18 protein-coding genes are annotated in these 23897 nt (G+C 60.2%); 10 read left to right on the forward strand and 8 right to left on the reverse strand.

Annotated elements, in window-relative coordinates:
- Window positions 1-30: 30 nt before the first annotated feature.
- A complete protein-coding gene (locus tag AC07XZ_RS05795) occupies window positions 31-408 on the forward strand; it encodes a response regulator (protein ID WP_007954537.1) in 378 nt (125 codons plus the stop codon).
- 13 nt (window positions 409-421) lie between these two features.
- On the opposite strand, the gene AC07XZ_RS05800 is transcribed toward AC07XZ_RS05795, so the two are convergent.
- From AC07XZ_RS05800 to AC07XZ_RS05810, 3 genes are all read right to left on the reverse strand, one after another.
- Window positions 422-2092, reverse strand: a complete 1671-nt coding sequence (locus AC07XZ_RS05800; protein ID WP_085745743.1) for an ATP-binding protein — start codon at window positions 2090-2092, stop codon at window positions 422-424.
- Window positions 2089-3591, reverse strand: a complete 1503-nt coding sequence (locus AC07XZ_RS05805; protein WP_085603805.1) for an ATPase domain-containing protein — start codon at window positions 3589-3591, stop codon at window positions 2089-2091. The genes AC07XZ_RS05800 and AC07XZ_RS05805 overlap by 4 nt, the downstream gene beginning before the upstream one ends.
- Window positions 3592-3717: 126 nt before the next feature.
- Window positions 3718-4773 carry a tetratricopeptide repeat protein gene (locus tag AC07XZ_RS05810; RefSeq protein WP_085745742.1) on the reverse strand — a complete coding sequence of 352 codons (1056 nt, stop codon included), beginning with the start codon at window positions 4771-4773 and terminating at the stop codon, window positions 3718-3720.
- A gap of 192 nt (window positions 4774-4965) precedes the next feature.
- Here AC07XZ_RS05810 and AC07XZ_RS05815 point away from each other — a divergent pair, with 192 nt between their 5' ends.
- The 3 genes from AC07XZ_RS05815 to AC07XZ_RS05825 are packed head-to-tail and all read left to right on the forward strand — an operon-like array spanning window position 4966 to window position 8276.
- Window positions 4966-7101 (forward strand): FUSC family protein, encoded by a 2136-nt coding sequence (locus tag AC07XZ_RS05815; protein ID WP_102686207.1) that lies wholly within the window; start codon window positions 4966-4968, stop codon window positions 7099-7101.
- Window positions 7091-7291 carry a DUF1656 domain-containing protein gene (locus AC07XZ_RS05820; RefSeq protein ID WP_085745740.1) on the forward strand — a complete coding sequence of 67 codons (201 nt, stop codon included), beginning with the start codon at window positions 7091-7093 and terminating at the stop codon, window positions 7289-7291. The genes AC07XZ_RS05815 and AC07XZ_RS05820 overlap by 11 nt, the downstream gene beginning before the upstream one ends.
- A 4-nt stretch (window positions 7292-7295) precedes the next feature.
- The gene (locus tag AC07XZ_RS05825) at window positions 7296-8276 is read left to right on the forward strand and encodes an HlyD family secretion protein (RefSeq protein ID WP_085745739.1); all 981 of its coding nucleotides are present in this window, start codon (window positions 7296-7298) and stop codon (window positions 8274-8276) included.
- Between the two features lie 59 nt (window positions 8277-8335).
- On the opposite strand, the gene AC07XZ_RS05830 is transcribed toward AC07XZ_RS05825, so the two are convergent.
- Genes AC07XZ_RS05830 through mexE form a run of 3 tightly spaced genes read right to left on the reverse strand, consistent with a single transcriptional unit; the run spans window position 8336 to window position 14214 of the window.
- A complete protein-coding gene (locus AC07XZ_RS05830) occupies window positions 8336-9757 on the reverse strand; it encodes an efflux transporter outer membrane subunit (protein WP_102686206.1) in 1422 nt (473 codons plus the stop codon).
- The gene (locus AC07XZ_RS05835) at window positions 9754-12945 is read right to left on the reverse strand and encodes an efflux RND transporter permease subunit (protein ID WP_102686205.1); all 3192 of its coding nucleotides are present in this window, start codon (window positions 12943-12945) and stop codon (window positions 9754-9756) included. The genes AC07XZ_RS05830 and AC07XZ_RS05835 overlap by 4 nt, the downstream gene beginning before the upstream one ends.
- Before the next feature lie 15 nt (window positions 12946-12960).
- Window positions 12961-14214: a multidrug efflux RND transporter periplasmic adaptor subunit MexE gene (gene mexE, locus AC07XZ_RS05840; RefSeq protein WP_011334072.1), complete on the reverse strand. Its 1254-nt coding sequence runs from the start codon at window positions 14212-14214 to the stop codon at window positions 12961-12963.
- A gap of 429 nt (window positions 14215-14643) precedes the next feature.
- Here mexE and gcvA point away from each other — a divergent pair, with 429 nt between their 5' ends.
- The 3 genes from gcvA (at window position 14644) to AC07XZ_RS05855 (ending at window position 17244) form a co-directional block, all read left to right on the forward strand.
- Window positions 14644-15549, forward strand: a complete 906-nt coding sequence (gcvA, locus tag AC07XZ_RS05845) for a transcriptional regulator GcvA (RefSeq protein WP_102686204.1) — start codon at window positions 14644-14646, stop codon at window positions 15547-15549.
- Window positions 15550-15624: 75 nt separating this feature from the next.
- Window positions 15625-16452, forward strand: a complete 828-nt coding sequence (locus tag AC07XZ_RS05850) for an EamA family transporter (protein ID WP_102686203.1) — start codon at window positions 15625-15627, stop codon at window positions 16450-16452.
- Between the two features lie 30 nt (window positions 16453-16482).
- Entirely contained in the window at window positions 16483-17244 is a 762-nt protein-coding gene (locus AC07XZ_RS05855) for an SDR family oxidoreductase (protein WP_102686202.1), read from the forward strand.
- 37 nt (window positions 17245-17281) lie between these two features.
- On the opposite strand, the gene AC07XZ_RS05860 is transcribed toward AC07XZ_RS05855, so the two are convergent.
- Complete coding sequence (locus AC07XZ_RS05860) at window positions 17282-18250, reverse strand: AraC family transcriptional regulator (protein ID WP_102686285.1); 969 nt, start codon at window positions 18248-18250, stop codon at window positions 17282-17284.
- Window positions 18251-18351: 101 nt separating this feature from the next.
- On the opposite strand from AC07XZ_RS05860, the gene AC07XZ_RS05865 reads away from it, so the two are divergent.
- The gene (locus tag AC07XZ_RS05865; RefSeq protein ID WP_102686201.1) at window positions 18352-19602 is read left to right on the forward strand and encodes an MFS transporter; all 1251 of its coding nucleotides are present in this window, start codon (window positions 18352-18354) and stop codon (window positions 19600-19602) included.
- Between the two features lie 58 nt (window positions 19603-19660).
- On the opposite strand, the gene AC07XZ_RS05870 is transcribed toward AC07XZ_RS05865, so the two are convergent.
- Window positions 19661-20575 (reverse strand): LysR family transcriptional regulator, encoded by a 915-nt coding sequence (locus AC07XZ_RS05870; protein WP_074690647.1) that lies wholly within the window; start codon window positions 20573-20575, stop codon window positions 19661-19663.
- 270 nt (window positions 20576-20845) lie between these two features.
- Between AC07XZ_RS05870 and AC07XZ_RS05875 the strand changes: the two genes are divergently transcribed.
- Both AC07XZ_RS05875 and AC07XZ_RS05880 read left to right on the forward strand, forming a co-directional pair.
- Window positions 20846-21868 (forward strand): zinc-dependent alcohol dehydrogenase family protein, encoded by a 1023-nt coding sequence (locus AC07XZ_RS05875; protein WP_102686200.1) that lies wholly within the window; start codon window positions 20846-20848, stop codon window positions 21866-21868.
- Window positions 21869-22415: 547 nt separating this feature from the next.
- Window positions 22416-23864, forward strand: a complete 1449-nt coding sequence (locus AC07XZ_RS05880) for a hypothetical protein (protein WP_102686199.1) — start codon at window positions 22416-22418, stop codon at window positions 23862-23864.
- The last annotated feature ends 33 nt before the right edge of the window (window positions 23865-23897 follow it).

Raw genomic sequence — 23897 nt, forward strand, 5'->3', positions numbered from 1 at the left:
CAGCAGCTATTGACCGAACAAAGGCTTCCCATGAGCGTAGATGCACAAGATGTAGTACTCGTCGTCGAGGACGAACCGGTGATCCTGATGGTCCTGACCGATTATTTGTCAGGCCAGGGCTATCGCGTATTGCAGGCCGAAAACGGCGAGCAGGCGTTCGAGATTCTGGCGAGCAAGCCGCATCTGGACATGTTGATTACTGATTTCCGCCTGCCTGGCGGGATCTCCGGCGTGCAGATCGCCGAGCCTGCCGTCAAATTGCGTCCGGATCTGAAGGTGATTTTCATCAGCGGCTATCCGCAGGAAATCCGCGAGACCGGCAGCCCGATCACTCGTCGGGCACCGATCCTGGAAAAACCGTTCGATCTGGATGTGTTGCAGGAGAAGATTCAGGAACTGCTGGCCTGAGGCGTCAACCGCCTCAGCTCTTGATCATTTCCCGCACCTTCGCCGTCAACAGATCGAAGGTGAACGGCTTGGTGATCATCTGCATGCCAGAGTCGAGGAAGCCGCCGCGCACCGCCGCGTGCTCGGCATAACCGGTGATGAACAGGACCTTCAAGTCTGGCCGGTATTGCCGGCCGATTTCCGCCAGCTGCCGACCGTTCATGCCCGGCAGGCCGACGTCACTGATCAGCAGATCGATGCGTTGCTCCGAATCCAGAATCGGCATGGCACCGTCAGCGTCGCCGGCCTCGACAAACCTGTAACCCAATTCACTCAATACCGCACTGACCAGCACGCGCACGGCCGGGTCGTCCTCGACAATCAATACGGTTTCGCCTTCCACGGCGTCCGGCGCCTGCTCCATGTCAACCGGTGCGTGAGGCAGTGATTCACCCTGGAAGCGCGGCAGATAGAGTTTGACTGTGGTGCCCTCATCGATTTTGCTGTCGATCGACACATGACCACCGGATTGCTTGCTGAAGCCATAAATCATCGACAGACCCAGCCCCGTGCCCTGGCCGATTGGCTTGGTGGTGAAAAACGGGTCGAACGCGCGATTGATGACACTTTCCGGCATGCCGCAGCCATTGTCAGTCACGCTCAATACGACGTAATCACCGGGCTCCAGATTGCTATAGGTCGCGGTGTAGTCGCGATCCAGCACCTGATTCTTCGTCTCGACCACCAGATTGCCGCCGTCGGGCATTGCGTCGCGCGCGTTGATGACAAGGTTGAGCAGGGCGCTTTCCAATTGATTGGGGTCGGCCTCGGCCACCCACAATTTTTCGTGCAGACGCATGTCCAGCTGAATGCTTTCGTTGAGGCTGCGTTGCAGCAGCTCGCCCATCGACTGCACCAGATCGTTCATATGCACGGCTTTGGAGTCCAGCGACTGGCGACGGGAAAACGCCAGCAGCCGATGGGTCAGGCCGGCGGCGCGGTTGGCCGAAGTCACACCGAGGTCGATCAGGCTGTCGAGATCATCCAGGCGGCCACGGGCCAACCGACGGCGTAGCAATTCAAGACTGCCGATGATGCCGGTCAGCATGTTGTTGAAGTCGTGGGCGATACCGCCGGTGAGCTGGCCGACCGCTTCCATCTTCTGCGACTGTCGAAGGGCTTCCTCGTTGTGCCGCAGCTGTGCGGTGCGCTCTTCGACTTGTTGCTCGAGGGTTTCGAGGGTCGATTGCAGGCGCCGTTCGCTATTGCTCAGATCGATCAGGCGATCGCGGGCTTCGTATTGTCGTCGTCGCCCGCGCAGGGCGGTGGAAATGAGGCTGACCAACGTTGCCGGATGAAAAGGGCGTTCAAGGAACGTCACGTTGCCCAGTAATTTGCTGAGCTGCGACGAGGGCCCTTGTTCGGATCCTCCGTGATGGGTGAGCAAGACAATTGGCAAGTCAGACCACGCCGGTTGTTGCTCCAGGTACAGCAGCAGGCCTTCGAGTTCCGGACCATTCAGGGCCTCGGCCGCGATCAGCAGCAGCCCGGCGCCAGGCTCGAGTTCGGTGCACAGGGTGGCCAGATCGGGCGTGATCAGGCCACCGTATCCGGCCTCGTTGAGGATCATCAGCGCCACTTGGCTGTCGCGACCCTGGGGCGCAAGAATCAACGCCCGTTCCGACAGCGGTACGGTGAGGGTCACAAGTTGTCATCCTTGAGCAGCGGGTTACTCGCGCCGAGGTAGGTGGGGACTCCGCGCAGCACACCCTGGAAGGCTTCCAGCGGTTCACCGATGGTCATGCCTTGCTTGGAAATGCGGTATTCACGAATGGTCGATTCATGGCTGCCGGTACGTTTCTTGATGATCGAAATCGCCCGGCGTACCTTGCCGAGGGCTTCGAAATAACGCAGCAGAATCACTGTGTCGGCGAGGTAGGTAATGTCTACCGGGGCCTGCATGTCGCCGACCAGTCCATGCTGGGCGACGGTCATGAACGTCGCGGCGCCCTTGCGGTTCAGGTACAGCAACAGTTCGTGCATGTGCAATACCAGCGCGTTCTCTTCCGGCATCGCGGCCTGATAGCCGTTGATGCTGTCGATCACAACGGTCTTGATGTCACCTTCATCGACGCAGCGTCGCACCCGGTGGGAAAACTCGCCAGGAGAAAGCTCGGCAGCATCCACCTGTTCGATCAGCAGATTGCCGGTGGCCTGCAGGGCCTTGAGGTCGATGCCAATGTTATTCATGCGCTCGAACAGCAGGCCCAGTTCTTCGTCGAAAATGAACAGCGCGGCCTTTTCACCACGCGCCACGGCGGCTGCCGCGAAAATCATGGTGATCAAGGATTTGCCGGTCCCCGCCGGACCCAGAATCAGCGTGCTGGAGCCAGTCTCGATACCGCCACCGAGCAGGGCGTCCATTTCCTTGATGCCGCTGGACAGTTGCAACCGCGGGTAATCGCCCCGGTGCTCCGCCGCCACCAGGCGCGGGAAGACGTGCACGCCATCGCCCATGATGGTGAAGTCATGGAAGCCGCCACGGTATTTCTGGCCACGATACTTGATCACCCGCACGCGACGTCGTTCGGCGCCATAGTTGGGGGTCAGTTCTTCGAGGCGGATCACGCCGTGAGCGACACTGTGCACGGTTTTGTCGAGGGATTCGGTGGTCAGGTCATCCAGTAGCAAAACCGTGGCGTCGTAGCGCACGAAATAATGCTTGATCGCCAGGATCTGTCGACGGTAGCGCAGGGAGCTTTGCGCCAGCAGGCGGATTTCCGAGAGGCTGTCGAGCACAACCCGCGTGGGTTTGAACCGCTCGACCACTTCGAAAATCTGCTTGGTCGCTTCGCCCAGTTCAAGATCCGAGGAGTACAGAAGGCTCTGATGATGCTCGGCGTTGAGCAGGCTTTCGGGCGGCGTCAGCTCGAAAATTTCGATGTTTTCGTTCAGTTCCCAACCGTGGGACGCCGCGCCCTGGCGCAATTCGCGCTCGGTTTCGGACAGCGTGATGTACAACGAACGTTCGCCGGCACGGGCGCCGGCCAGCAAAAAATGCAACGCGACTGTGGTTTTACCGGTTCCAGGCTCGCCCTCCAGCAAGAAAACATGACTGCGGGACAAACCACCAGCCAGGATATCGTCGAGACCCTCGATGCCGGTGGCGGCTTTTGCACTGATCAACGCGTTCGATGTAGACAAAAAATGCCCTCTCATGACTAGGGGAAACGCGGCAGCGGGCGCCGTACGCCGTTTGGCACTGCCTGTTTACTTGACCTTTTGCCGTGACGACGGTTCCGATTTTCTTGCGGGATGTCGAGAAGGCCGCTAGAGGCCTTGCTGCAAAGAGGGATCGTCCGGGTTCATCTGTTCGAGCTGGGCCAGCAGAATCTGCACGTTCTGCAACTGACCGCTTTCTTTCCAGTAGTTGATCAGCAACACCCGCGCCTTACGATCGGCAGGATGACGCTGGACGATTTCCTGCAACTGCTTTTGCGCCGCTTCCAGTTCTTCGGCGCTGTGCAGGGTCGTGGCGAGGTCGTAGCGATAGTCCTTGTTATCGGGCTCGAGCTCCACGGCTTTGGACAAACCGAGCAGGGCGTACTCGCGTTGATCGTGGTGCAGCAGCCAGAGTCCCAGCGCATGTTGCAGATAAGCCGAGTCAGGCTGGGCCTTCAATTGTCGGGCGAGCAATTGTCGCGCGGCGTCGCTCTGACCCTGACGATCGAGCACTTCGATCTGCATCACCAGCGCCGGCAGGTTGCCGGGGTCGAGACGCAAGGTCTGTTCCAGCGCTTCCTGTGCCTGTTTCAACTCGGCGTTGTGCAGATACAGGCGCGCCAGTTGCACGTAGTTGGCGGCGCTTTCCGGCTGACTCTTGAGCGCCTGCTCCCACACATCGATGCCTTGCTGGAGCGGGGCGAAATACAGGCCCAGTTGATCCGGCGACAAGCCGAGCAGGGCGTTGATTGCCGCAAAACGAACGTTCTGATCTTCATCCTCGAGCAACGGGCCGAGCAGCAGGCTGCGCTGGCCACCGGGCACCAGACCGGTCACGCTCCTGATGGCTGCCATTCGCACGTCGGGAGATTCATGCTGCAGATCGGCATCCGCCAGTTTCAAGGCTTGCGGACTCGGGTAGTTGGGCAGTTCGGCATGCAGCCAGACCCGCCGCTTGGCGGACAAATCCGGACGTCCCAGCTGTTGATACAGAACCCGCGCGGCCCCCGGCTGACCGGCACGAGCGGCGTCCAGCGCTTCACTGTAACCATGCCTGATCGCTTCTGGCACAACCGGCACTGTGCTGCGAAAAGACAGCCACCCAACGAGCAGGACCAACACAAGGCCGAGGCTGATGAGCAAATAGCGGCGAGACTGAGGCATGCGAATTTCCGAAACTTTCGTTTTATAGCGGAGGTCGCAAGCTTCTGTCAGCTCGCGCCGTGAGTCAAACCCTCTGCCCGATATGGCCTACTACAGGCGTTGAATCGACCTACAGCTCGTGTCGACTCTGTTTGCCGTCATGCCCTCCATGCAGTGTCTACGCTTGCAGAAGTTGTTTCGAAGAGGCTACCCATGCAATCCCTGCTTGTTTATTTCAAGGCGGTGATCCACCCCAGCCAGGCCGTGCTGCTGTTTGGTTTACGCACCATTGCCGCCGGATTGCTGACCTTGTACCTGGCGTTCCTGTTCGACCTGGATCAGCCGAAGTGGTCGATCATGGCCGTGGTGATCATCAGCCAGCCACTGGCCGGGATGGCGCTGGCACGCAGCTTCGGGCAAATCATCGGGACAACCCTTGGCGCGGTGGTGGCGGTGGTGCTGATGGCGATCTTTCCCCAGGCGCCGTTGCCGTTCATCACGACCCTGGCGCTGTGGCTGGCCCTGTGCACGGCGGGCGGCACGTTGCTGCGCTACACCAGTTCCCAGGCGTTCGTGTTGAGCGGGTATACCGCCGTGGTGGTGGCGCTGCTGGCGATTCCGGATCAGGACGGCACCTTTCTGCTGGCGGTGACCCGGGTTACCGAAACCTTGCTGGCGGTGGCGTGCGTATGCGTGGTCAGCCTGCTGACGGCGCGGCCCGAGGCGGTATCACGCAACTATTTCGCGAAGGTCGATCAGGTGATCAAGCTCGCCGCCACCCATGCCGCCGCTGTGCTTCGCACCGAAGAAAGCGAAGCGGACTTTCAGCGTCGGCAAATGCAGCTGCTGGGGGAGATCAGCGCCCTCGAAGGCCTGCGCCGGCACTTGTATTTCGATGCTCCACGCCTGCGCAGTGCCAACAATCTGGTGCTGTTGCTGGGCAATCAGCTGATGCTGCTGACCTCGCGCCTCACCGCGTTGCGTCACCAGCGGGAACTGCTCACCGAACGCTGGGAGGGCGATCTGCCGCTGGACATCCAGCAATTGCGTGCCGAGGAGCTGGCACTGCTTGATCAGCTCGCACAGCAAGGACGCTCACTGCCAGCCGAGGTGCGGCACCAGTTCGTCGCGCTGCAACAGCAATTCGAAGCGCTGGCCTACAAGGCCGAACAACTGACGGAAGACATGAGTGCAACCCTGCGCTCGCTGGCCTGGGCATTGCGCTGGGAACAGGCGCGGCTGTTGCAGCAACTGGAGCAGATTCTCGAACTGAGCGATGCGATACAGGAAGGCCGGGAGGCCAGCTGCATGTTCCGTGGCCAGTCCAGCCCCTTGCACCTGGATTTCACGCTCGCGACGATGAACGCCATCCGCGCATTCAGCGCGTTACTGGTGGCCGGACTGATCTGGATCGAAACCGCCTGGGACGGCGCGCGGGGCGGGATGATTCTGGTGGGGATTCTGTGTTCGCTGATGGCGACGTTTCCGCGCCCGTTGGTTGCTGCGCAGAGTTACGCGCGAGGGTTGGGACTGGCCCTGGTGGTTTCGGCGTTTTATCAGTTCATGCTGGTCCCGGCGATCAGTGATTTCGAAATGTTGGCCTTGTTGCTCGCGCCTTTGCTGTATGTGATCGCGGTCGGACTGTCCAGCCCGGCCACCGCCGGTATCGGAATGGGGCTGGGGCTGTCGAGTTTCCTGATGCTCGGTCCGCAGAACGTCGGCACCGGGCAGAACACCGCCATTCAATGGTTCGAATTCGCCGGGGCCTATGTCAGTGCGGCGATGCTGGCTTTGATTGTCTACGCCTGGATCTTCCCTTTTCGCCCGGCCTTTCGAATCAGGCGCTTTTATAACGAGGCGCGGGAGCAGGTCTATCAACTGACAAAAAGCCCGGCTACCGACGAAGAGCAATTCGCCTTCGAAAGTCGAATGGTCGATCGCCTGACTTCAATGCTGGGCGTGTTACCCGCCGCCAACGATCGGGACATGCAGCGCCTGTATGAAATCAGTCTCGCCTGCGTGGCGCTGGGCGTGGCCATGCACCAACTGAGGCAACAGGCACAGAACAACGCCTTGCTCACGGACGCTTTCGGTCGGCAGCTGTCGACGGCGCTGCGTCAGACCGGTCGTTTCGTCGCCGGCCGACCGGATGTGCGCCTGACACCGTTGCTGACTACGCTGCATTCGCTCGGCGATGAGCTGGATGCCTTGCATGTCGCCACCCATGAACACCTATGGTCGGTGTTTCGCATGCGAGTGGCCCTGTTGATCGTGGTGTCGTTTCTGGAGCGGCATGGCGAACATTTGCAGCCCGACCGTTCTGAAGGAGAGTCCGTCCTTGCCCATTGATTTCGAGATCGGCGGCGTTTACTTGCCTCCTATCGCCCAGGCCTTGTTGCTGGCCATACCGGTTTTTCTGCTGCTCGACTGGGGTTTGCGCCGGCTTGGCGTCCTGCGTTTTGTCTGGCATGAGGCGCTGTTCGAGGGCGCCTTGTACGCCTGCGTGTGCGCCACACTGATTTTGCTGATGGGAGCCTGAAACCTTGAAGACGTTGCTCACTCGATTGACGACCTTGGCAGTGGTGCTGCTGGCAATCGTGCTTGGCTGGTTTGCCTGGGAACATTACACCCGAGCTCCGTGGACGCGGGATGCGCGGGTGAGGGCGGATGTGGTGACGCTGTCGGCGGATGTTTCGGGCCGCATCGTCACACTGGCGGTGCAGGACAATCAGCATGTCGACAAGGGCCAGTTGTTGCTGGAGATCGACCCGGCTCGTTACAGCCTCGCGGTCGAGCATGCGAAACGCTCGGTGGAGGTCTCAAAGGCCACGCTCGGGCAGTCGCAAGCGGCGATTGTCGCCAGCGAAGCGTTGCTCAAACAGCGCCAGAGCGAAGAACGCCGGCGACGCACGCTCAAGCAAGGGTTCGCGATTTCCGGGGAGGAGTGGGAGAAGTCCAGTACCGACGTGGCCGTGGCCCAGGCCGATCTGTTGCGCAATCAGGCCAATCTCGGTCTGGCTGAAGCCAACGTGCAACTGGCGATAGCTGCATTGACCCAGGCCGAACTGGATCTGCAACGTACCCGTGTCGAAGCGCCGGTCAGCGGTTATGTCACTAATCTGCTGACCCGTCAGGGGGATTACGCGGTGGCCGGTAGCGCCCTGCTGGCACTGGTGGACAGCGGCTCCTTTTATGTCAGCGGCTATTTCGAGGAAACCAAACTGCCAAGGATCGAGGAGGGTGATCGGGTGCGGATCGAATTGATGAGCGGGGAAAAGTTCGGCGGCACCGTGCAAAGCATCGCCTTCGCCATTGCTGACCGGGAAAATGCGCCGGGCAGTCGATTGCTGGCCAACATCAACCCCAGCTACACCTGGGTGAAACTGGCGCAGCGGGTACCGGTGCGGATCGGCATCGATCCCGATTACGCGGGCAAGGACCGACTGAGAGCCGGCACTACCGCCACGGTCACCGTGCTGGAAAACCGAGAAAGACAGGTACAAAAAAGCCCCGCGACCGAATGATACGCGGGGCAAAAAATTTGGTTGGTTGCGGCCAACCAAAGGAGCTCTTTAAAAACCTGTTACTTGCTGGCGACCGCCTCTGGCTGCCAACCGCCACCGAGGGCCTTGTAGATCGCGACTATGCCGCGATACAGATCCACTTCGGCCTGGGCCTGACTGTCCTCGGCGTTCAAACGTTCACGCTGGGCGTCGAGCAACACCAGGAAGTCGGTGGTGCCTTCGCGATAGCGGATTTCAGCCAGATCGGCAGCCTTGCGGCTTGATTCGCTCTGGCGGATCAGCGAGATCAGCCGTTGCTGACGTTTGCCGTAATCGCTGAAGGCGTTTTCCGACTCTTCCAGCGCGAGCAATACTTGCTGCTCGTAGGTCGCCAGTGCGCCTTCGGCATCGGCATCGGCGCCGCGCAGACGGGCCCGCACGCTACCGAGGTCGAACGCTGCCCAGGTGATGCTTGGGCCCAGTGCCCAGGCGTTGGCCGCCGAGGAACCGATCTGCGAACCACGCCCGGCCGTCCAGCCGAGGAAACCGCTAAGGCTGACCCGAGGGAACAGATCGGCCTTGGCCACACCGATACGCGCCGTGGCCGAAGCCAGTTTGCGTTCGGCGCTGAGGATGTCCGGACGACGCTGCAGCAGTTCGCCCGGATCACCGATCGGCAAGGCCTTGGCAATCGCCGGCAGGTCTTTCGGGCTCAGGTCGACGGTCAGCTTGTCCGGACGTTCACCCAGCAGGGTGGCGATGCGGTTTTTCTGCCGGGCCTGTTCCGCCTGCAACTGCGGCACGCTGGCTTCGACCGACGCCAGACGGGCATCGGCCCGTTCAACATCGAGCTGATCGCCAACGCCGGCGTCACGCAGGCTGATGGTGATCTTGCGCGACTCCTGCTGGTTGTTCAGGTTGGCCAGGGCGATCTTTTCCCGAAGCTGGGCACCGCGCAGTTGACCGTAAGCGTCCACCAGTTCGGCAATCATGGTGACTTGCAGTTGGTACAGATCGGCTTCGGCCGCTTGCTGGTCGGCGTCGCTGGCTTCCAGATTGCGCTGGATGCGTCCAAACAGGTCCAGCTCCCACGCCATGTCCAGACCCAGGTCGTAGCGTTCGCTGTTGACCCGTTTGGTGGTCTGGCCCGGAATCTGACCTTTGGCCAGGTCGCTGCTGGCGCGGCTGGTGATGGTCGGCATTGCGTCGTTGCTGACGTCGTCGCGGATTGCCCGGGCGGCTTTCCAGCGGGCGAATGCCACGCGCAGTTCACGGTTGCCTTGCAGCGATTGGGTCACCAACTGGTTGAGAGTCGGATCGTCGAACTGCTGCCACCAGATGCCTTCGAATTTCGAACGGTCGAAGTTCTTCTGGCCGGCGGCGCCATCGGTGGCGGACGTGATGTTCGCCGCCTCCGTCGTCGGGGTCTTGTAGTCAGGGCCGACGGCGCAGGCACTCAGGGCCAGCACCAGCAGGCTCGGCAGGAAGACTTTCAGACTCATGGGTGCGCCTCCAGTGGCTTTTGAAGATTGTTCGCCTTCGCCGCTTTGCGCGCTTCGCTGCGCTCCACGAAGTTGCGGATCAGCACGTAGAACACGGGGGTCAGCAGCAGACCGAAGAAGGTCACACCGAGCATCCCGGAGAACACCGCCACACCCATGGCATGACGCATCTCGGCACCGGCACCGCTGGAGAACACCAGTGGCACCACACCCATGATGAATGCGAACGAGGTCATCAGGATCGGCCGCAGACGCAGACGGCAGGCTTCCAGTACAGCGGCCAGCGGATCGAGGCCTTCTTCCTGCTTATCCTTGGCGAACTCGACGATCAGAATCGCGTTCTTACACGCCAGACCAACCAGTACGATCAAGCCGATCTGGGTGAAGATGTTGTTGTCGCCACCAGAAATGATCACACCGGTGATGGCCGACAGCAGGGTCATCGGTACGATCAGGATTACCGCCAGTGGCAGGCTCCAGCTTTCGTATTGAGCCGCGAGTACCAGGAACGCCAGCAATACGCAGAGCGGGAACACGAACAGCGCAGTGTTGCCGGACAGAATCTGCTGGTAGGTCAGGTCGGTCCACTCGTAGGTCATGCCGTTCGGAAGTTCATCCTTGAGCAGTTTCTCGATGGCTTTTTCGGCCTGGCCGGAGCTGTAGCCCGGAGCTGCCGCACCGTTGATTTCAGCGGTGATGAAGCCGTTGTAGTGCATCACGCGATCCGGGCCCGAGGTGTCGCTGACCTTGATGAAGGTCGCCAGCGGGATCATTTCGCCTTTGTTGTTGCGTACTTTCAGCTGGCCGATCTGGTCGGATTCGAGGCGGAACTGCTGCTCGGCCTGAACGTTGACCTGATAGGTACGACCGAAGCGGTTGAAGTCGTTGGCATACAGCGAACCCAGGTAGATCTGCAGGGTGTCGAAGATGTCGCTGACGGCCACGCCGTGGGTCTTGGCTTTTTCCCGGTCGATGGCGGCATCGACCTGCGGCACGTTCACGGTGTAGCTGGTGAACAGGTTGGCCAGTTCCGGAACGTTATGGCTCTTGGCAATAATGTTCATGGTCTCCTTGTACAGCTCTTCGTAGCCCAGGTTGCCCCGGTCTTCGATTTGCAGGCGGAAACCACCAATGGTGCCCAGACCTTGTACCGGTGGTGGCGGGAAGATCGCCATGTAGGCTTCCTGAATCCCGGCGTACTGGCCGTTCAAGGCACCGGCAATCGCACCGGCAGACATGCTCGGGTCTTTACGCTCGTCGAACGGTTTCAGGGTCACGAACACGATGCCGGCGTTCGGGCTGTTGGTGAAGCCGTTGATCGACAGGCCCGGGAACGCTACGGCGCTTTCCACGCCCGGCTGTTTCAGTGCCAGGTCGGACATGCGCTTGATCACATCTTCGGTGCGGTCGAGGCTCGCGGCGTCCGGCAGTTGCGCGAAGGCCACCAGGTATTGCTTGTCCTGGCCGGGTACGAAACCGGTCGGCGTGCTGGAGAAACCGAAGAAGGTCAGCACCATCAGGCCTGCGTACAGGAAGAGGGCGATGCCGCTGCCACGGATGACCCGGCGCACGGTGCCGACGTAGCCATGGCTGGCGCGGTCGAAGAAACGGTTGAACGGACGGAACAGCCAGCCACCGAAGATCTTGTCCAGCACTCGCGAGAAGCGGTCTTTCGGTGCGTCGTGACCTTTAAGCAACACAGCGGCCAGCGCTGGCGACAGGGTCAGCGAGTTGAAAGCCGAGATCACGGTCGAAATGGCGATGGTCAGAGCGAACTGCTTGTAGAACTGACCGGTGAGGCCCGAGATGAATGCCGCCGGTACGAACACCGCACACAGCACCAGCGCCGTGGCAATGATCGGGCCGGTCACTTCGCCCATGGCCTTTTTGGTCGCATCGAAGGGGTTGAGCCCCAGTTCAATGTTCCGCTCGACGTTCTCCACCACCACGATGGCGTCGTCCACCACGATACCGATCGCCAGTACCAGGCCGAACAGCGACAGGGCGTTGAGCGAGAAGCCGAACAGGTGCATCACCGCAAACGTACCGATCAACGATACCGGCACCGCCACCAACGGAATGATCGAGGCGCGCCAGGTCTGCAGAAACAGGATTACCACCAGAACCACGAGAATCAGTGCTTCGAAGAGGGTGTGAACCACCGCCTCGATGGAGCCGCGCACGAAGATCGTCGGGTCATAGACGATGCTGTAGTCCATGCCTTGCGGGAAGCTTTTCTTCAGTTCTTCCATCTTGCCGCGAACTTCGTTCGAGATTTCGATGGCGTTGGAGCCCGGACGCTGGAAGATCGGGATCGCTACGGCCGGCTGGTTGTTCAGCAACGAACGCAGGGCGTACTGGCTGGAACCGAGTTCAACGCGAGCGATGTCCTTCAGGCGAGTGATTTCACCATCCTCGCCTGCACGAATGACGATGTTCTCGAACTCTTCCTCGGTGACCAGGCGGCCTTGAGTGTTGATCGACAGCTGGAAGCTTTGCGCAGTCGGGGCAGGAGGAGCACCCAGTTGACCGGCGGCAACCTGACGGTTCTGTTCGCGAATCGCGGTCACCACATCGGTCGCGGTCAGATTACGCGAAGCGGTCTTGTTCGGATCGAGCCATACACGTAGCGAGTAGTCGCCCATACCGAACAGCTGCACGTCACCGACACCACCGAGGCGAGCGAGCTCATCCTTGATGTTGAGGATCGCGTAGTTGGACAGGTACAGCATGTCGTAGCGTTTGTCCGGCGAGGTCAAGTGCACAACCATGGTCAGGTCGGGCGAAGCCTTGTCGACGGTGATACCGATGCGCGTCACTTCTTCTGGAAGTTTCGGCTCGGTCCGGGTCACGCGGTTCTGCACCTGCACCTGCGCGTTGTCCAGGTCAGTGCCCAGAGCGAAGGTAATGGTCAGGGTGATCTTGCCGTCAGCGGTGGACTGCGAGGACATGTACAGCATGTTCTCGACGCCGGTGATGGCTTGCTCCAGCGGAGCCGCCACGGTTTCACCGATGACTTTTGGGTTGGCGCCCGGGAAGTTGGCACGCACCACCACGGTCGGTGGCACGACTTCCGGGTATTCGCTGATCGGCAACTGGAACAGCGAAATCGCACCGGCGATCAGGATCAGCAGCGACAGCACCGCTGCGAAGATCGGCCGTGAAATGAAGAATTGGGAAAAATTCATCGGAGTTGTCGTCCCTTAACCGCGTGGGGTCGCAGCAGCCAGTTTCACAACCGAACCCGGCGCGCCTTTGGCAGGTGCGACTTTGGGCAGGTTGCTGGCTTCCAGCGCTTGTCGTTGTTGAGCGAGAGCGGCAATGGTTTGCTCGCTGGCCATCGGGATCACTTCAGGCGAAACCGGGGAGCCAGGACGAACCCGTTGCAGACCCTTGACGACGATCGTGTCGTCCTTGTTCAGGCCGCTGCGCACGATACGCAGGCCTTCGATCTTCGGACCGAGTTCGACGGCGCGGTAGGCGGTCTTGTTGTCGCCATCCATCACCAGCACGAACTTCTTGCCGAGGTCGGTACCGACTGCTTCGTCGTTGATCAGCATGGCGTTGTAGGTGCCGCTGCCGACCAGTTTCAGGCGTGCGTACAGACCCGGGGTGTAGCTGCCGTCGCTGTTGTCGAACACCGCGCGACCACGGATGGTGCCGGTCTTCGGGTTGACCTGGTTGTCGATAAAGTTCATCTGGCCCAGGTGCGGGTTGCCGTCTTCATTGGACAGGCCCATGTACACCGGGGTGGTCGCGCCGCGCTGACCTTGACGGGCGAGTTGAGTGTATTTGAGGAACACACGCTCATCGGCGTCGAAGTACGCGTAAACCTTGTCGGTGGACACCACGCTGGTCAGCGGGGTGGTGTCCGCAGTCACCAGGTTGCCCGCGGTGATCTCGGCACGGCTGACGCGGCCACTAATGGGCGCGGTGACGCGGGTGAAGCTCAGGTTGAGTTTGGCCAGATCCAGTTGCGCTTGCAGGGCGCCGACAGCGGCGCGTGCTTCCTGTGCAGCGCTGGTGCGCGAGTCGGCCAGTTCAGCGGAGATGGCGTTGCTGGCACGCAGGCGTTCGCCTCGGCCGGCTTCGTTTTCACTGCGGGTGGCGTTGGCGCGGGCCTGGGCAACCAGAGCTTCGAGGCGGCGGACCTCAGCCTGGAACGGACGCGGGTCGATCTGGAACAGCAGGTCGCCTTTCTTGACCAGTGCACCTTCGGTGAAGGCGACTTCGTCGATCTGGCCGGAGACCCGCGGACGGATTTCAACGGTTTCCGGCGCCTCGAGACGCCCGGTGAATTCGTCCCACTCGTTGACCGGTTGTTCCAGCACCTTGGCCACGCTGACCTTGGCAGCGGGCATGGTGGCGGCGGTTTCCGGAGTCTTGCCGCACGCGCTCATCACCAGCACGGCCAACAGAGCCAACGGGAAGCGCAAATGTTTGAGTGATTGTTCCATGGATGCATCCGCCAATGTATTGAAGATGGGCGGATGATGCTCGGCGGGTAGATGGCAAACGAATCGAATGACACGAAGGTAACTATCATTCGGAATGATATAAGCCCGAGGAAAGCCCTCTAGCATGCACCTTTCGTTAGGAGGCTATCAATCGATTCGATGACAATTCTGTGTTGCGTGATCGGCAACTGTCGCAGGCGAAATTGCGCGGTGAGGATTATGCGGCGATTAAATATTCCGCTGAAGTTACCGAGCCTCGACATCCTTGCGGAGCATATGGCGCTTGTTTACAAAGACCTCGCCTGGCTGCTGGAGCAATACGCCAACATCAAGAGTCTTGTTACCTGGAACAGGCAACCCACAACATTTCGCTCTAACATGACCTGATACTCATGCCTCGATGTTTTGCCAATCCCGGACCCTTTGTTTATGAGAGATCTGCCCCCGACCGCAACCTTGCGGGCTTTCGAAGTATCCACCCGGCACCCGACTTTCACCGCCGCCGCGCAGGAATTGCATGTGACCCAGAGCGCGGTCAGCCATCAGCTGCGGCATCTGGAAGAACTTTGGGGCCTGCAGCTGTTTGAACGGGGCAAGTCGTTACGCCTTACGCCTGCGGGCGCTACCCTGGCGCCGATTGTGCGCGAGTTCTTTATGAGCCTTGAGGCGACGCTGGCCGATCTGCGCGAGCAAAAGGGCAGGGTGCGGCTCAGCGTCAGCACGACCTATTCCTTTGCGTTGAAATGGTTGCTGCCACGCTTGCCGAGCCTGGCCCGCCAGCACCCGGAACTGTTGGTGTCATTGGACACCACGGACAAGATCATCCACTTCGCCAGCAGCGAAGCCGATGTCGCGATTCGCTTGGGCAAGGGCGACTATCCCGGTCTGTATTCACAGTTTTTGTTCGGTGAGCAGGTTTTCCCGGTGGCCAGTCCCGAACTGCTGCAACGCGTCGGAATGCCCGGCAGTCCCGCCGATTTGTTGCAGTTGCCGCTGCTGGCTCGCAACGGTGCCGAACTGGCGCCGAAATGGGAAGCGTGGTTCCAGTCCGTCGGGCTGGCGTTTTTGCCGCTGCGGGAAAGCGTCAGGTTTGGCGATACCAATATGACGGTCGAGGCGGCTTTGCTCGGCCATGGCATTGCTCTGGTGCGCAGCGGGCATGTCGAGAAGGAAATCGACGATGGCCGTCTGGTGCGGCTGTTCGATGTGCCGTTTCAGTCACCGCTCGCCTATTACTTCGTTTGCCCCAAGGGCGTTGAGACGCAGCCGCACATTGAGAGTTTTCGCGAGTGGTTGCTCGGTGAGGCGCTCAAAGTGCAAGGCGGGCAGGTTTGAGGCATGAAGAATCGCTCATGGAGCAATGAGGAGTCTTCTCTGTAATCCGGCCGTTCGGGCTGCCTAAAATGGCCAATGCCTACTCATCTCGTCCTCCTTGTCCTGTTCGCCGCGCTGCTGCACGCCAGCTGGAACGCGCTGCTGCGCGGCGGTGCCGATCGGCTCTGGTCGATGACGGTGATGTGCGTTGCCATCGCCATAGTCTGTGCAGTCGCCGCGATGTTCATGGTGGCGCCTGCACCTCGTAGCTGGGGATATGCACTGCTGTCGGCATTGCTGCACGTTGGCTACAACCTGTTTCTGGTGCGCAGTTACCGGGTCGGCGATCTTGGGCAGATTTATCCGATCTCGCGCGGTTCATCACCCGCGTTGATTACGCTGGGCGCCGCGCTGTTTGCCGGCGAAACCATCACCCCCGGCGAATTGCTCGGCATTGCGCTGGTGTCAGGCGGAATCATTTCGCTGGCTTTTCGGGAACGCAGGCTGTCGGTGCCCAGCCTGCCTTACGCATTGGGAACCGGCTGCTTTATCGCGGCTTATAGCGTGGTCGATGGCATTGGCGCGCGGCTTTCCGGTGCACCGCTGGCCTACACGGTGTGGATGAGCGCCTTGTGGGGCGTGCTGATGCCGGTGGTCTACATCGGTTTGCGCGATGCCCGCAGCCTGTTTTCGATCCGGCCCGGAATGTTCGCTGCGGCAATGGGCGGGCTGGTCTCTCTGCTTGCCTATGCAATCGTTATCTACGCGATGAACGAAGCCCCGCTGGGCGCGGTGTCAGCCTTGCGCGAAACCAGCGTGCTGTTTGCGGCGCTGCTTGGCTACCTGTTCCTCGGCGAAACACTTACCGTCCGCCGGGTGCTGGTCTGTGTGGTGATCGCCAGCGGCGCGATCATCATCGGCTGATTCGGCTTTATTTGCTCAGGAGTAGTTTTCATGGTCAACGTCTCGCAGGCTCCGCTGATTCTGATCACGGGTGGCAGTCGTGGAGTAGGCGCCGCCACCGCCCGACTCGCTGCTGCCCAAGGCTACGATGTCGCGATCAGTTACGTTGCCAATGAGTCCGCCGCGCTGGCGGTGGCGACGGATATCGAAGCGATGGGGCGCAAGGCGTTGGCGATGCGCGCCGACAGTGCCGATCCCGAGCAGGTCGCGAGTCTTTTTACCGAGATCGACCACACGTTCGGGCGAATCGATGTCCTGGTCAATAACGCTGGGGTGCTGGCGCAACAGTCACGTCTGGAGAACCTCGGCTTCGAACGCATGCAACGCATCTTTGCGGTCAATGCGCTCGGGCCGATTCTGTGCGCCCAACAGGCCGTTAAGCGCATGTCTCTGCGGCACGGCGGTGCGGGCGGCGTGGTGATCAATGTGTCGTCGGCCTCGGCCCGTCTGGGCAGTCCGAATGAATATGTCGACTACGCAGCATCAAAGGGTGCGCTGGAAACGTTCACCATCGGATTCGCCAAAGAGGTCGCCCGGGAAGGAATACGCGTCAACTGTATTCGACCCGGACATATCTATACCGATATGCACGCCAGCGGCGGCGAACCGGGGCGGGTCGATCGGGTCAAGGACTCAATCCCGATGGGCCGGGGCGGGCAGCCAGAGGAAGTGGCGCGGGCCATTTTGTGGCTGGCCAGCGCAGAGGCATCATTTGTGACCGGTACATTCCTCGACGTAACGGGCGGTAAGTGAGACAGGGGCAAGGATCATCGATTCCTTGCGCTCGACTTCAAGTAATCGCGGGCTGCCTCGCCTTGCGACTCAAGCCCGGTGTCCTGCCCGTAATACGCTTGAATGCACGACTGAACGCAGCCTGGGAGGTATAACCCAAACGCTGCGCCACCTCTTCAATCGGCAGCCTTTCGAGCGTCAGCCACTGGCTTGCAAGCCGCATTCGCAGTTCGGTCACGTAGCGCAGTGGAGTCATGCCAATCGTGACCTGGAAGCGCTCCGCGAATACCGAACGTGAGGTATTGCAGTGCTCTGCCAACTGCGCAACGGTCCAGTCGCGGCCCGGTTGTTGATGGAGCGCAAGCAGTGCACCGGCCAAGCGTGGATCGCGCAAGGCGGCGATCAGACCAGAAGCATTGCCGCAGGCGCATTCCACCCAGCCGCGAACGACCATGGCGGCCACCACGTCGGCCAACCGCGCGAGGATGCCGGCAAAGCCCACGCGGGCGGCGCTGACCTCCCGTTCCATGGCAGTCAGGATCGGTACCAGCCCGGGGTAACGCTGGCCGCCGGCATCAATCAGCATCAGGCCCGGCATCAGCCGACCGAGCCCATGGATACTGCCCAGTTCAAACTCCATGCAACCACTGAACAAGAGAGTGCTCGGTGTGGGGCTGGCATCGGTTCCGGTATCCACCGCACTGATGGTGTCACCCAAGGTTTCGCCGTCTAGACCGTCGATGTCTTGAACAGGCGCGTCCGGATGGGAAAACAGTTGATGGGCCGCACCATGGGAGATGAACACGGCGTTGCCGGCAGACAGCGCGTAGGAGTTGCCGTCCTCCATTCGCAGTTCCGCATTGCCCACGGCCATGAAGTGGAACCAGGCGTGCCCAGGCTTTTGCGCGAAGCCCAATCCGAACGTGGGACCCGCCTGGATACGCCGGTATTCAACGCCACGCAGGCGCATGCCGCGCAACAGCTCGTTGATGAGGTCCGAGGAAAGAGCAAACTGATCTACCGGCATCATTCAGGTGTTTTGGTCAAAAAGTCGAGACCTTGGATCATAGATCATCCAGTTTTCAGCGCCTAGACTCGGCTCGCAATGAACATTGGGAGATCTGTGCAATGACTGACTGTGTATGTAACGCCGTATCCGACCGCCATTCAGGCGTCGGCGCGGACTTGGAACCTGCGACGCCCGCGTGGATGGCCGTCTTCTCGTTGGCAATGGGTGTGTTCGGGTTACTCACCGCTGAGTACCTTCCGGCGAGTTTGTTGACGCTGATGGCTACTGACCTTGGAGTGTCCGAAGCGCTGGCTGGCCAGGCGGTAACGGTGACAGCCGTGGTGGCGCTGTTCGCGGGCTTGTTGGTGCCAGGTCTGACCCGCGGCATCGACCGACGTTGGGTTTTGCTGGGTTTTTCCACGTTGATGGTCGCCTCGAATCTGTTGGTGGCCGTTTCCTCCAGCTTCGCGGTGCTGTTGTTGATGCGCATCTTGCTGGGTATTGCCCTTGGCGGGTTCTGGAGCATGGCGGCAGCGGTAGCGATGCGTTTGGTGCCGAGTGCCTTGTTGCCTCGGGCGTTGTCGATCATTTTCAGCGGCATAGCCATTGGGACGGTGGTGGCAGTGCCGCTGGGCAGTTATCTGGGCGGGTTATATGGCTGGCGCAGCGCGTTCTTTGCAGCGGCGGCGGTAGGCCTGGTGACCCTGGCTTTCCAGTCGCTCACTCTGCCGCGCCTCGCGCCGCGCCGGCCGGCAAGACTGCGCACCGTTTTCGAGGTGTTGCAGCGTCCGGGCATCGCCATCGGCATGTTCGGCTGTGTACTGGTGCACAGCGGGCACTTCGCGATGTTCACCTATGTTCGGCCATTCCTTGAAGGGACTACCGGCATCGGCACGCAAGGGTTGTCACTGATGCTGCTGGGGTTCGGTGCGGCGAACTTCGTCGGCACGCTGTTGGCCGGCAGGCTGCTGGAGCGCCACCCGCTGGCCACTCTGGTGTTGATGCCCGCGCTGGTCGGCGTCACAGCACTGGCGTTGGTGCTGTTGCCAGCGTCGGTGCCGGGGCAGGCGGTACTGCTGGCGATCTGGGGCCTGGCCTTTGGTGGTGTGCCGGTGGCGTGGTCGAACTGGGTCGCCAACGCGGTACCTGATCAGGCGGAAAGCGCCGGGGGCATGGTGGTGGCCTCTGTGCAGTCCGCCATAGCAACGGGCGCGGCCGCTGGCGGTGCGATGTTCAACCTTGGAGGAAGTGCCGCCGTATTCGTAGCGGCGGCCGTGCTGATGCTGCTGGCCGCGCTGCTGATTGCCCTGCGGGTCCGCGTCCCTTCTGTAGATGGCGTTCGCCAGGCCAAGCCTGCGTTGCACCTTTGATGCGGTTTGCCAAAACGCTTCAAGTCCGTCCGTAATCAGGAGATATTCCAATAGAAGCCTAGAGACTGTCAGGATCCCCAAAAAACATCTGAATCCGCGACCGCAACCACCGCTCACCCGGATCGTTGTCCTGCGACCCACGCCACGCCATGTGCAGCTCGAAAGTGCGTGTCGGCAACGGTGGATCTTCCGCGCGAAGACCACCAGCCGCCGTCAGCGCTTCCGCCGTGTAATCAGGCACGGTCGCGACGATGTCGGTGCCCGCCAGCAGCGTACCCAGTCCGTTGAACTGCGGCACCGCCAGTACCACATGCCGTTTACGTTCGAGTTTTTCCAGCTCTTCATCGACGAAACCACTGAGGTCGCCGGCGAACGACACCAGCGCATGCGGTCGGGCGCAGTAATCGTCGAGACTCAACGGTCCCGGCACAGTATCGGCGCGCAGCAATTTGGGTGCGCTGCGGCGCAGGACCTTGCGTTTGGCGTTGGCCGGCAGGTCGGTGGTGTAGCTGACGCCGATGGAGATTTCGCCGGAGGCGAGCAGGCCGGGCATCAGGATGTAGTTGACGCGGCGTACTACCAGCACGATCCCGGGTGCCTCGGCGCGCAGGCGCTTGAGCAACATTGGCAGCAACGCGAATTCGACGTCGTCCGACAGGCCGATGCGAAATACTGAAGTGCTGGTGGCGGGGTCGAATTCCGCTGCGCGGCTGACGGCTGTCGAAATCGAGTCCAGGGCCGGGGAGAGCAGGGCGAAGATTTCCACCGCGCGGGCGGAAGGCTCCATGCTGCGCCCGGTGCGCACAAACAAAGGATCGTCGAACAGGCCACGCAGGCGCGAAAGCGCCGCGCTGATCGCCGGCTGGCCGAGAAACAGCTTTTCCGCCGCACGGGTCACGCTGCGCTCATGCATCAGCGTTTCGAACACGATCAACAGGTTGAGGTCGACACGACGCAGGTCATTACGATTCATCTGGAGTCCTGGCAGAGTCATCAAGCTTGACGAGAGCGACCATATGAGAACAATGGCCGGCATGAATCTTACGGGGAAAGGCTGGTAGTCTGCACCGGGTAATTCAGCTTTACTGAGAAGGCGGCAGCAGTTTTTTCATGGATTTTTTCAATGCTGACCATGCTGCGGAATCAATGACAGGCATGTCGACTATTAATAGCCACTGATAGTCTTGGCTGGAAAGCCCAGATAGAGTTCATGGCATTAGAGGTTACTTTGACGAGGTTTGCGATGTCCCGCACGATCCGTTTTCACAAGTTTGGTCCAGCCGAGGTGCTCAAATGCGAAGAGCATGCGGCTGCTCAGCCAGGTCCTGGCGAAGTGCAGGTGCGTGTCGAGGCGATCGGCATCAGCTGGTATGACACGCTCTGGCGCCAGAATCTGGCGTCGTCCCAGGCGCGTCTGCCTTCCGGCCTCGGTCATGAAATGGCCGGCGTGGTCACGGCGATCGGCGACGGCGTCGAAGATCTCGCCGTGGGTGACAAAGTGGCCAGCTTCCCGGCCGAGAGCCCCAACGATTACCCGGTCTACGGCGAACTGATCGTTCTGCCGCGCACCGCGCTGACCCGTTATCCGGACGTGCTCAGCCCGATTGAAGCCAGCGTGCATTACACGCCGCTGTTGATCGCCTATTTCGGTTACGTTGATCTGGCACGGGTCAAACCCGGGCAGTTCGCCCTGGTGACCGACGCCAGCCACTGTGCCGGTCCGTCCTTCGTCCAGTTGGGCAAGGCGCTGGGTGTGCGGGTGATTGCTGCCACCAAAACGGCGGAGGAACGTGAGTATCTGCTGTCGCTCGGTGCCGAGAAAGTGATCGTCACTGAAGAAGAAGACTTGTTGATGCGGATCAACAAGATCACCGACAACCGCGGCGTCGACGTGGTGTTCGACGGTCTCGGCGGGCCTCAGATGTCGCTGCTCGGCGATGTGCTGGCACCCCGTGGCAGTCTGGTGCTGTACGGCCTGCAGGGCGGCAACCAGACGCCGTTCCCGGCCTGCGCAGCATTCCAGAAGAACATTCAGTTCTTCGTGCATTGCATCGGCAACTTCACCGGCAAACCGGAGCTCGGCATCATTCAGGATCACGTCGCCTTGCAGCGTGCCTTGCGTGATATCAACCAGCTCACTGCCGACCGTGTGCTGGTGCCGCTCAAGACTCGTGTGTTTCCGTTCAACGAGTTTGTCGAAGCTCACCGCTACATGGACGAATGCCCATGCCGCGAGCGGGTTGCCCTGCAAATCGAAACTGCCTGACCCTTCCAATCAGAGTCCGTGGTCGCACGGACTCTTGTGCGTTTAATCCTTCAGATATCGAGAAGCCCCTGGGCCATACGCCTGGGGACGTTCAGCAACTGAACTGGTTTTTGCTCTCGATCTGTATCTTCTAATTGCCCTCCAGACCCTGATAATTGAATGACTACTTTCATCTCAAGGAATGAGCTATGTCTGTGCATTCTATTTGTTCTGTGCAGTATCAATCTGCTGTTTATCAGCGCATCTCAAACTTTTGTTTAAAGTTTGTAGGCGCGTCATGTAATCCCTTCTTTTTTTCTTGTGCTCATCATGTGCAGGGGCTTGTAAGAAGTTTCCTAGGAAAGCTCGACCTTGCAAGGAGCCCAGCAACGACGGGGCTTTCGGTCACGCCCTTTGTGATTCCAAAATGCCGCGCGCTCAACTGTTTCAAATAACTACAAAAGCTTAAGTGTTAGCATTTCAGCGTCTATTAATTAATGAAGAATGATTGTGCGTCCGCCATTTGCGTCCGTGCGATATAAAACCTTTGATACCGGGTGAAGTACTGATGAGCACGATCCATGATCAGGCAATGAATTATGTCTACCAGCAAGTATTGCAACGACTGCTGAGTTTCTTTTCCCGTGCCGAGCGCACGGCATTGCAGTTGTTGATCCAGCGGCTGGCGGTCGCTGCCGGAGGTATGGATCGCATCGGTGAATTCAAGGTGATGACGATTCAGTCCGGCACACGAGATTGCAGCTACAGCCTGGCCCTGTTGCGTGCTGCCCAGCTGAGCATTGCCGGGCGTGCACCGGCCACGTTCCAGTTACGGGTCGCAACCTTGCGGAGCAATGGCTTACCGGCTTCGGCATTGCACAATCTGCATCGCAGTTTCAGCGCCCTGTTTCTGCATGACGATCCGAGGGTCGAACTGTTGATGGTCGATCATCGCGAGATTCTGCCTTTCAACCATCTGACACCTGTTTGCGATGAAGGTCGTGAAGCCGGCAGAATCGACCTGTTGATGGTCGGGCATCGTCGTGGATGGAATGAGGAGCTGACGTTGTGGGATGACGAGTACTTGACCACCGCCGAGTTCTACGGTCAGGTCGCCCGATGGAACAACGGTGTCGATGCATTGATCAGTAGCGACAGCGCACACCGTCAGGAGCAGTTTCTCGATGGGCTGGACCGCGCAGTGCGCAAGGTCGGCATGGGCGATCTGTCGCGAAAGGGCGGCGGGTTCGATGAACTGTTCAGTCTGCTCGACAACATCGGCGGCGATTGTTATCGCGAACTCTACTCGCAAGACGATCGGGTGCCGTGGCGTCCGCTCGGCGAGTTCGAAGCCTGTCGTCGCACCAGCTATATCGGGATCGACGATATGGTCGTCGGCAAAATGGAGGAGCGCTGGCCCTTGCTCAGCGATTTTCTGGGGTTTCAGGCTGACGAGATGATGCTTGAAGCCCGCCCCGGCGAGTGCGCTGATCCCTTGATCGGCGGCTATTTGAAGGGACTGCAAGCCAGTTACATCGAAGGGAGTACCTACGAGGCCGGCGTATCGGACTATCTGCAGCAATGCCTGGCCACGATGCGCCGCAGGAACACGCCCGAGCAGATTTGCGAACGCGTCGTTGCCACGTTCGACAAAAATCTCGCCGAGCATCGGTCGCTGGCAGCGTCGTCCCTGCAAAAGAATTTCAGTATCAATGAGTCGCAACTGGTTTGTCTGTTGTTCGCTCCCTTCAACAATTCCGGTGCCGGTCTCGAGCGATTCCTGCGCACTTGTCACCCCGGCATGCTGGTCGCCATGCCGGACCTGCACCGCGCCATGCAGGGTTTGCACGCGCCGGAGCAGGTCTTGCAATGGATGACTGATGTCAGCGGTTTGCCCCTGCGACTGATCTGCCGGTTATATGCAATGGGGGCTGTCCGGATGGGCGAACACGTCGCACAAGCTCAGGAGTTACCCGAGCACGAGGTCACTCTGGGCGACCGCTCGGCGGAAGGTTGAATGGGATTTTGTCGCCCGATCACACGGACACCT

It is taken from the genome of Pseudomonas sp. GW458-11-26-14-LB4 (assembly GCF_059423925.1).

Excerpts from the sequence above, each read along its gene's own strand:
- AC07XZ_RS05795 (WP_007954537.1), top strand. The coding sequence starts at position 31 with ATGAGCGTAGATGCACAAGATGTAGTACTCGTCGTCGAGGACGAACCG.
- AC07XZ_RS05810 (WP_085745742.1), bottom strand. The coding sequence starts at position 4,773 with ATGCCTCAGTCTCGCCGCTATTTGCTCATCAGCCTCGGCCTTGTGTTG.
- AC07XZ_RS05815 (WP_102686207.1), top strand. The coding sequence starts at position 4,966 with ATGCAATCCCTGCTTGTTTATTTCAAGGCGGTGATCCACCCCAGCCAG.
- AC07XZ_RS05830 (WP_102686206.1), bottom strand. The coding sequence starts at position 9,757 with ATGAGTCTGAAAGTCTTCCTGCCGAGCCTGCTGGTGCTGGCCCTGAGT.
- AC07XZ_RS05835 (WP_102686205.1), bottom strand. The coding sequence starts at position 12,945 with ATGAATTTTTCCCAATTCTTCATTTCACGGCCGATCTTCGCAGCGGTG.
- mexE (WP_011334072.1), bottom strand. The coding sequence starts at position 14,214 with ATGGAACAATCACTCAAACATTTGCGCTTCCCGTTGGCTCTGTTGGCC.
- gcvA (WP_102686204.1), top strand. The coding sequence starts at position 14,644 with ATGAGAGATCTGCCCCCGACCGCAACCTTGCGGGCTTTCGAAGTATCC.
- AC07XZ_RS05850 (WP_102686203.1), top strand. The coding sequence starts at position 15,625 with ATGCCTACTCATCTCGTCCTCCTTGTCCTGTTCGCCGCGCTGCTGCAC.
- AC07XZ_RS05855 (WP_102686202.1), top strand. The coding sequence starts at position 16,483 with ATGGTCAACGTCTCGCAGGCTCCGCTGATTCTGATCACGGGTGGCAGT.
- AC07XZ_RS05860 (WP_102686285.1), bottom strand. The coding sequence starts at position 18,250 with ATGCCGGTAGATCAGTTTGCTCTTTCCTCGGACCTCATCAACGAGCTG.
- AC07XZ_RS05865 (WP_102686201.1), top strand. The coding sequence starts at position 18,352 with ATGACTGACTGTGTATGTAACGCCGTATCCGACCGCCATTCAGGCGTC.
- AC07XZ_RS05870 (WP_074690647.1), bottom strand. The coding sequence starts at position 20,575 with ATGAATCGTAATGACCTGCGTCGTGTCGACCTCAACCTGTTGATCGTG.
- AC07XZ_RS05875 (WP_102686200.1), top strand. The coding sequence starts at position 20,846 with ATGTCCCGCACGATCCGTTTTCACAAGTTTGGTCCAGCCGAGGTGCTC.
- AC07XZ_RS05880 (WP_102686199.1), top strand. The coding sequence starts at position 22,416 with ATGAGCACGATCCATGATCAGGCAATGAATTATGTCTACCAGCAAGTA.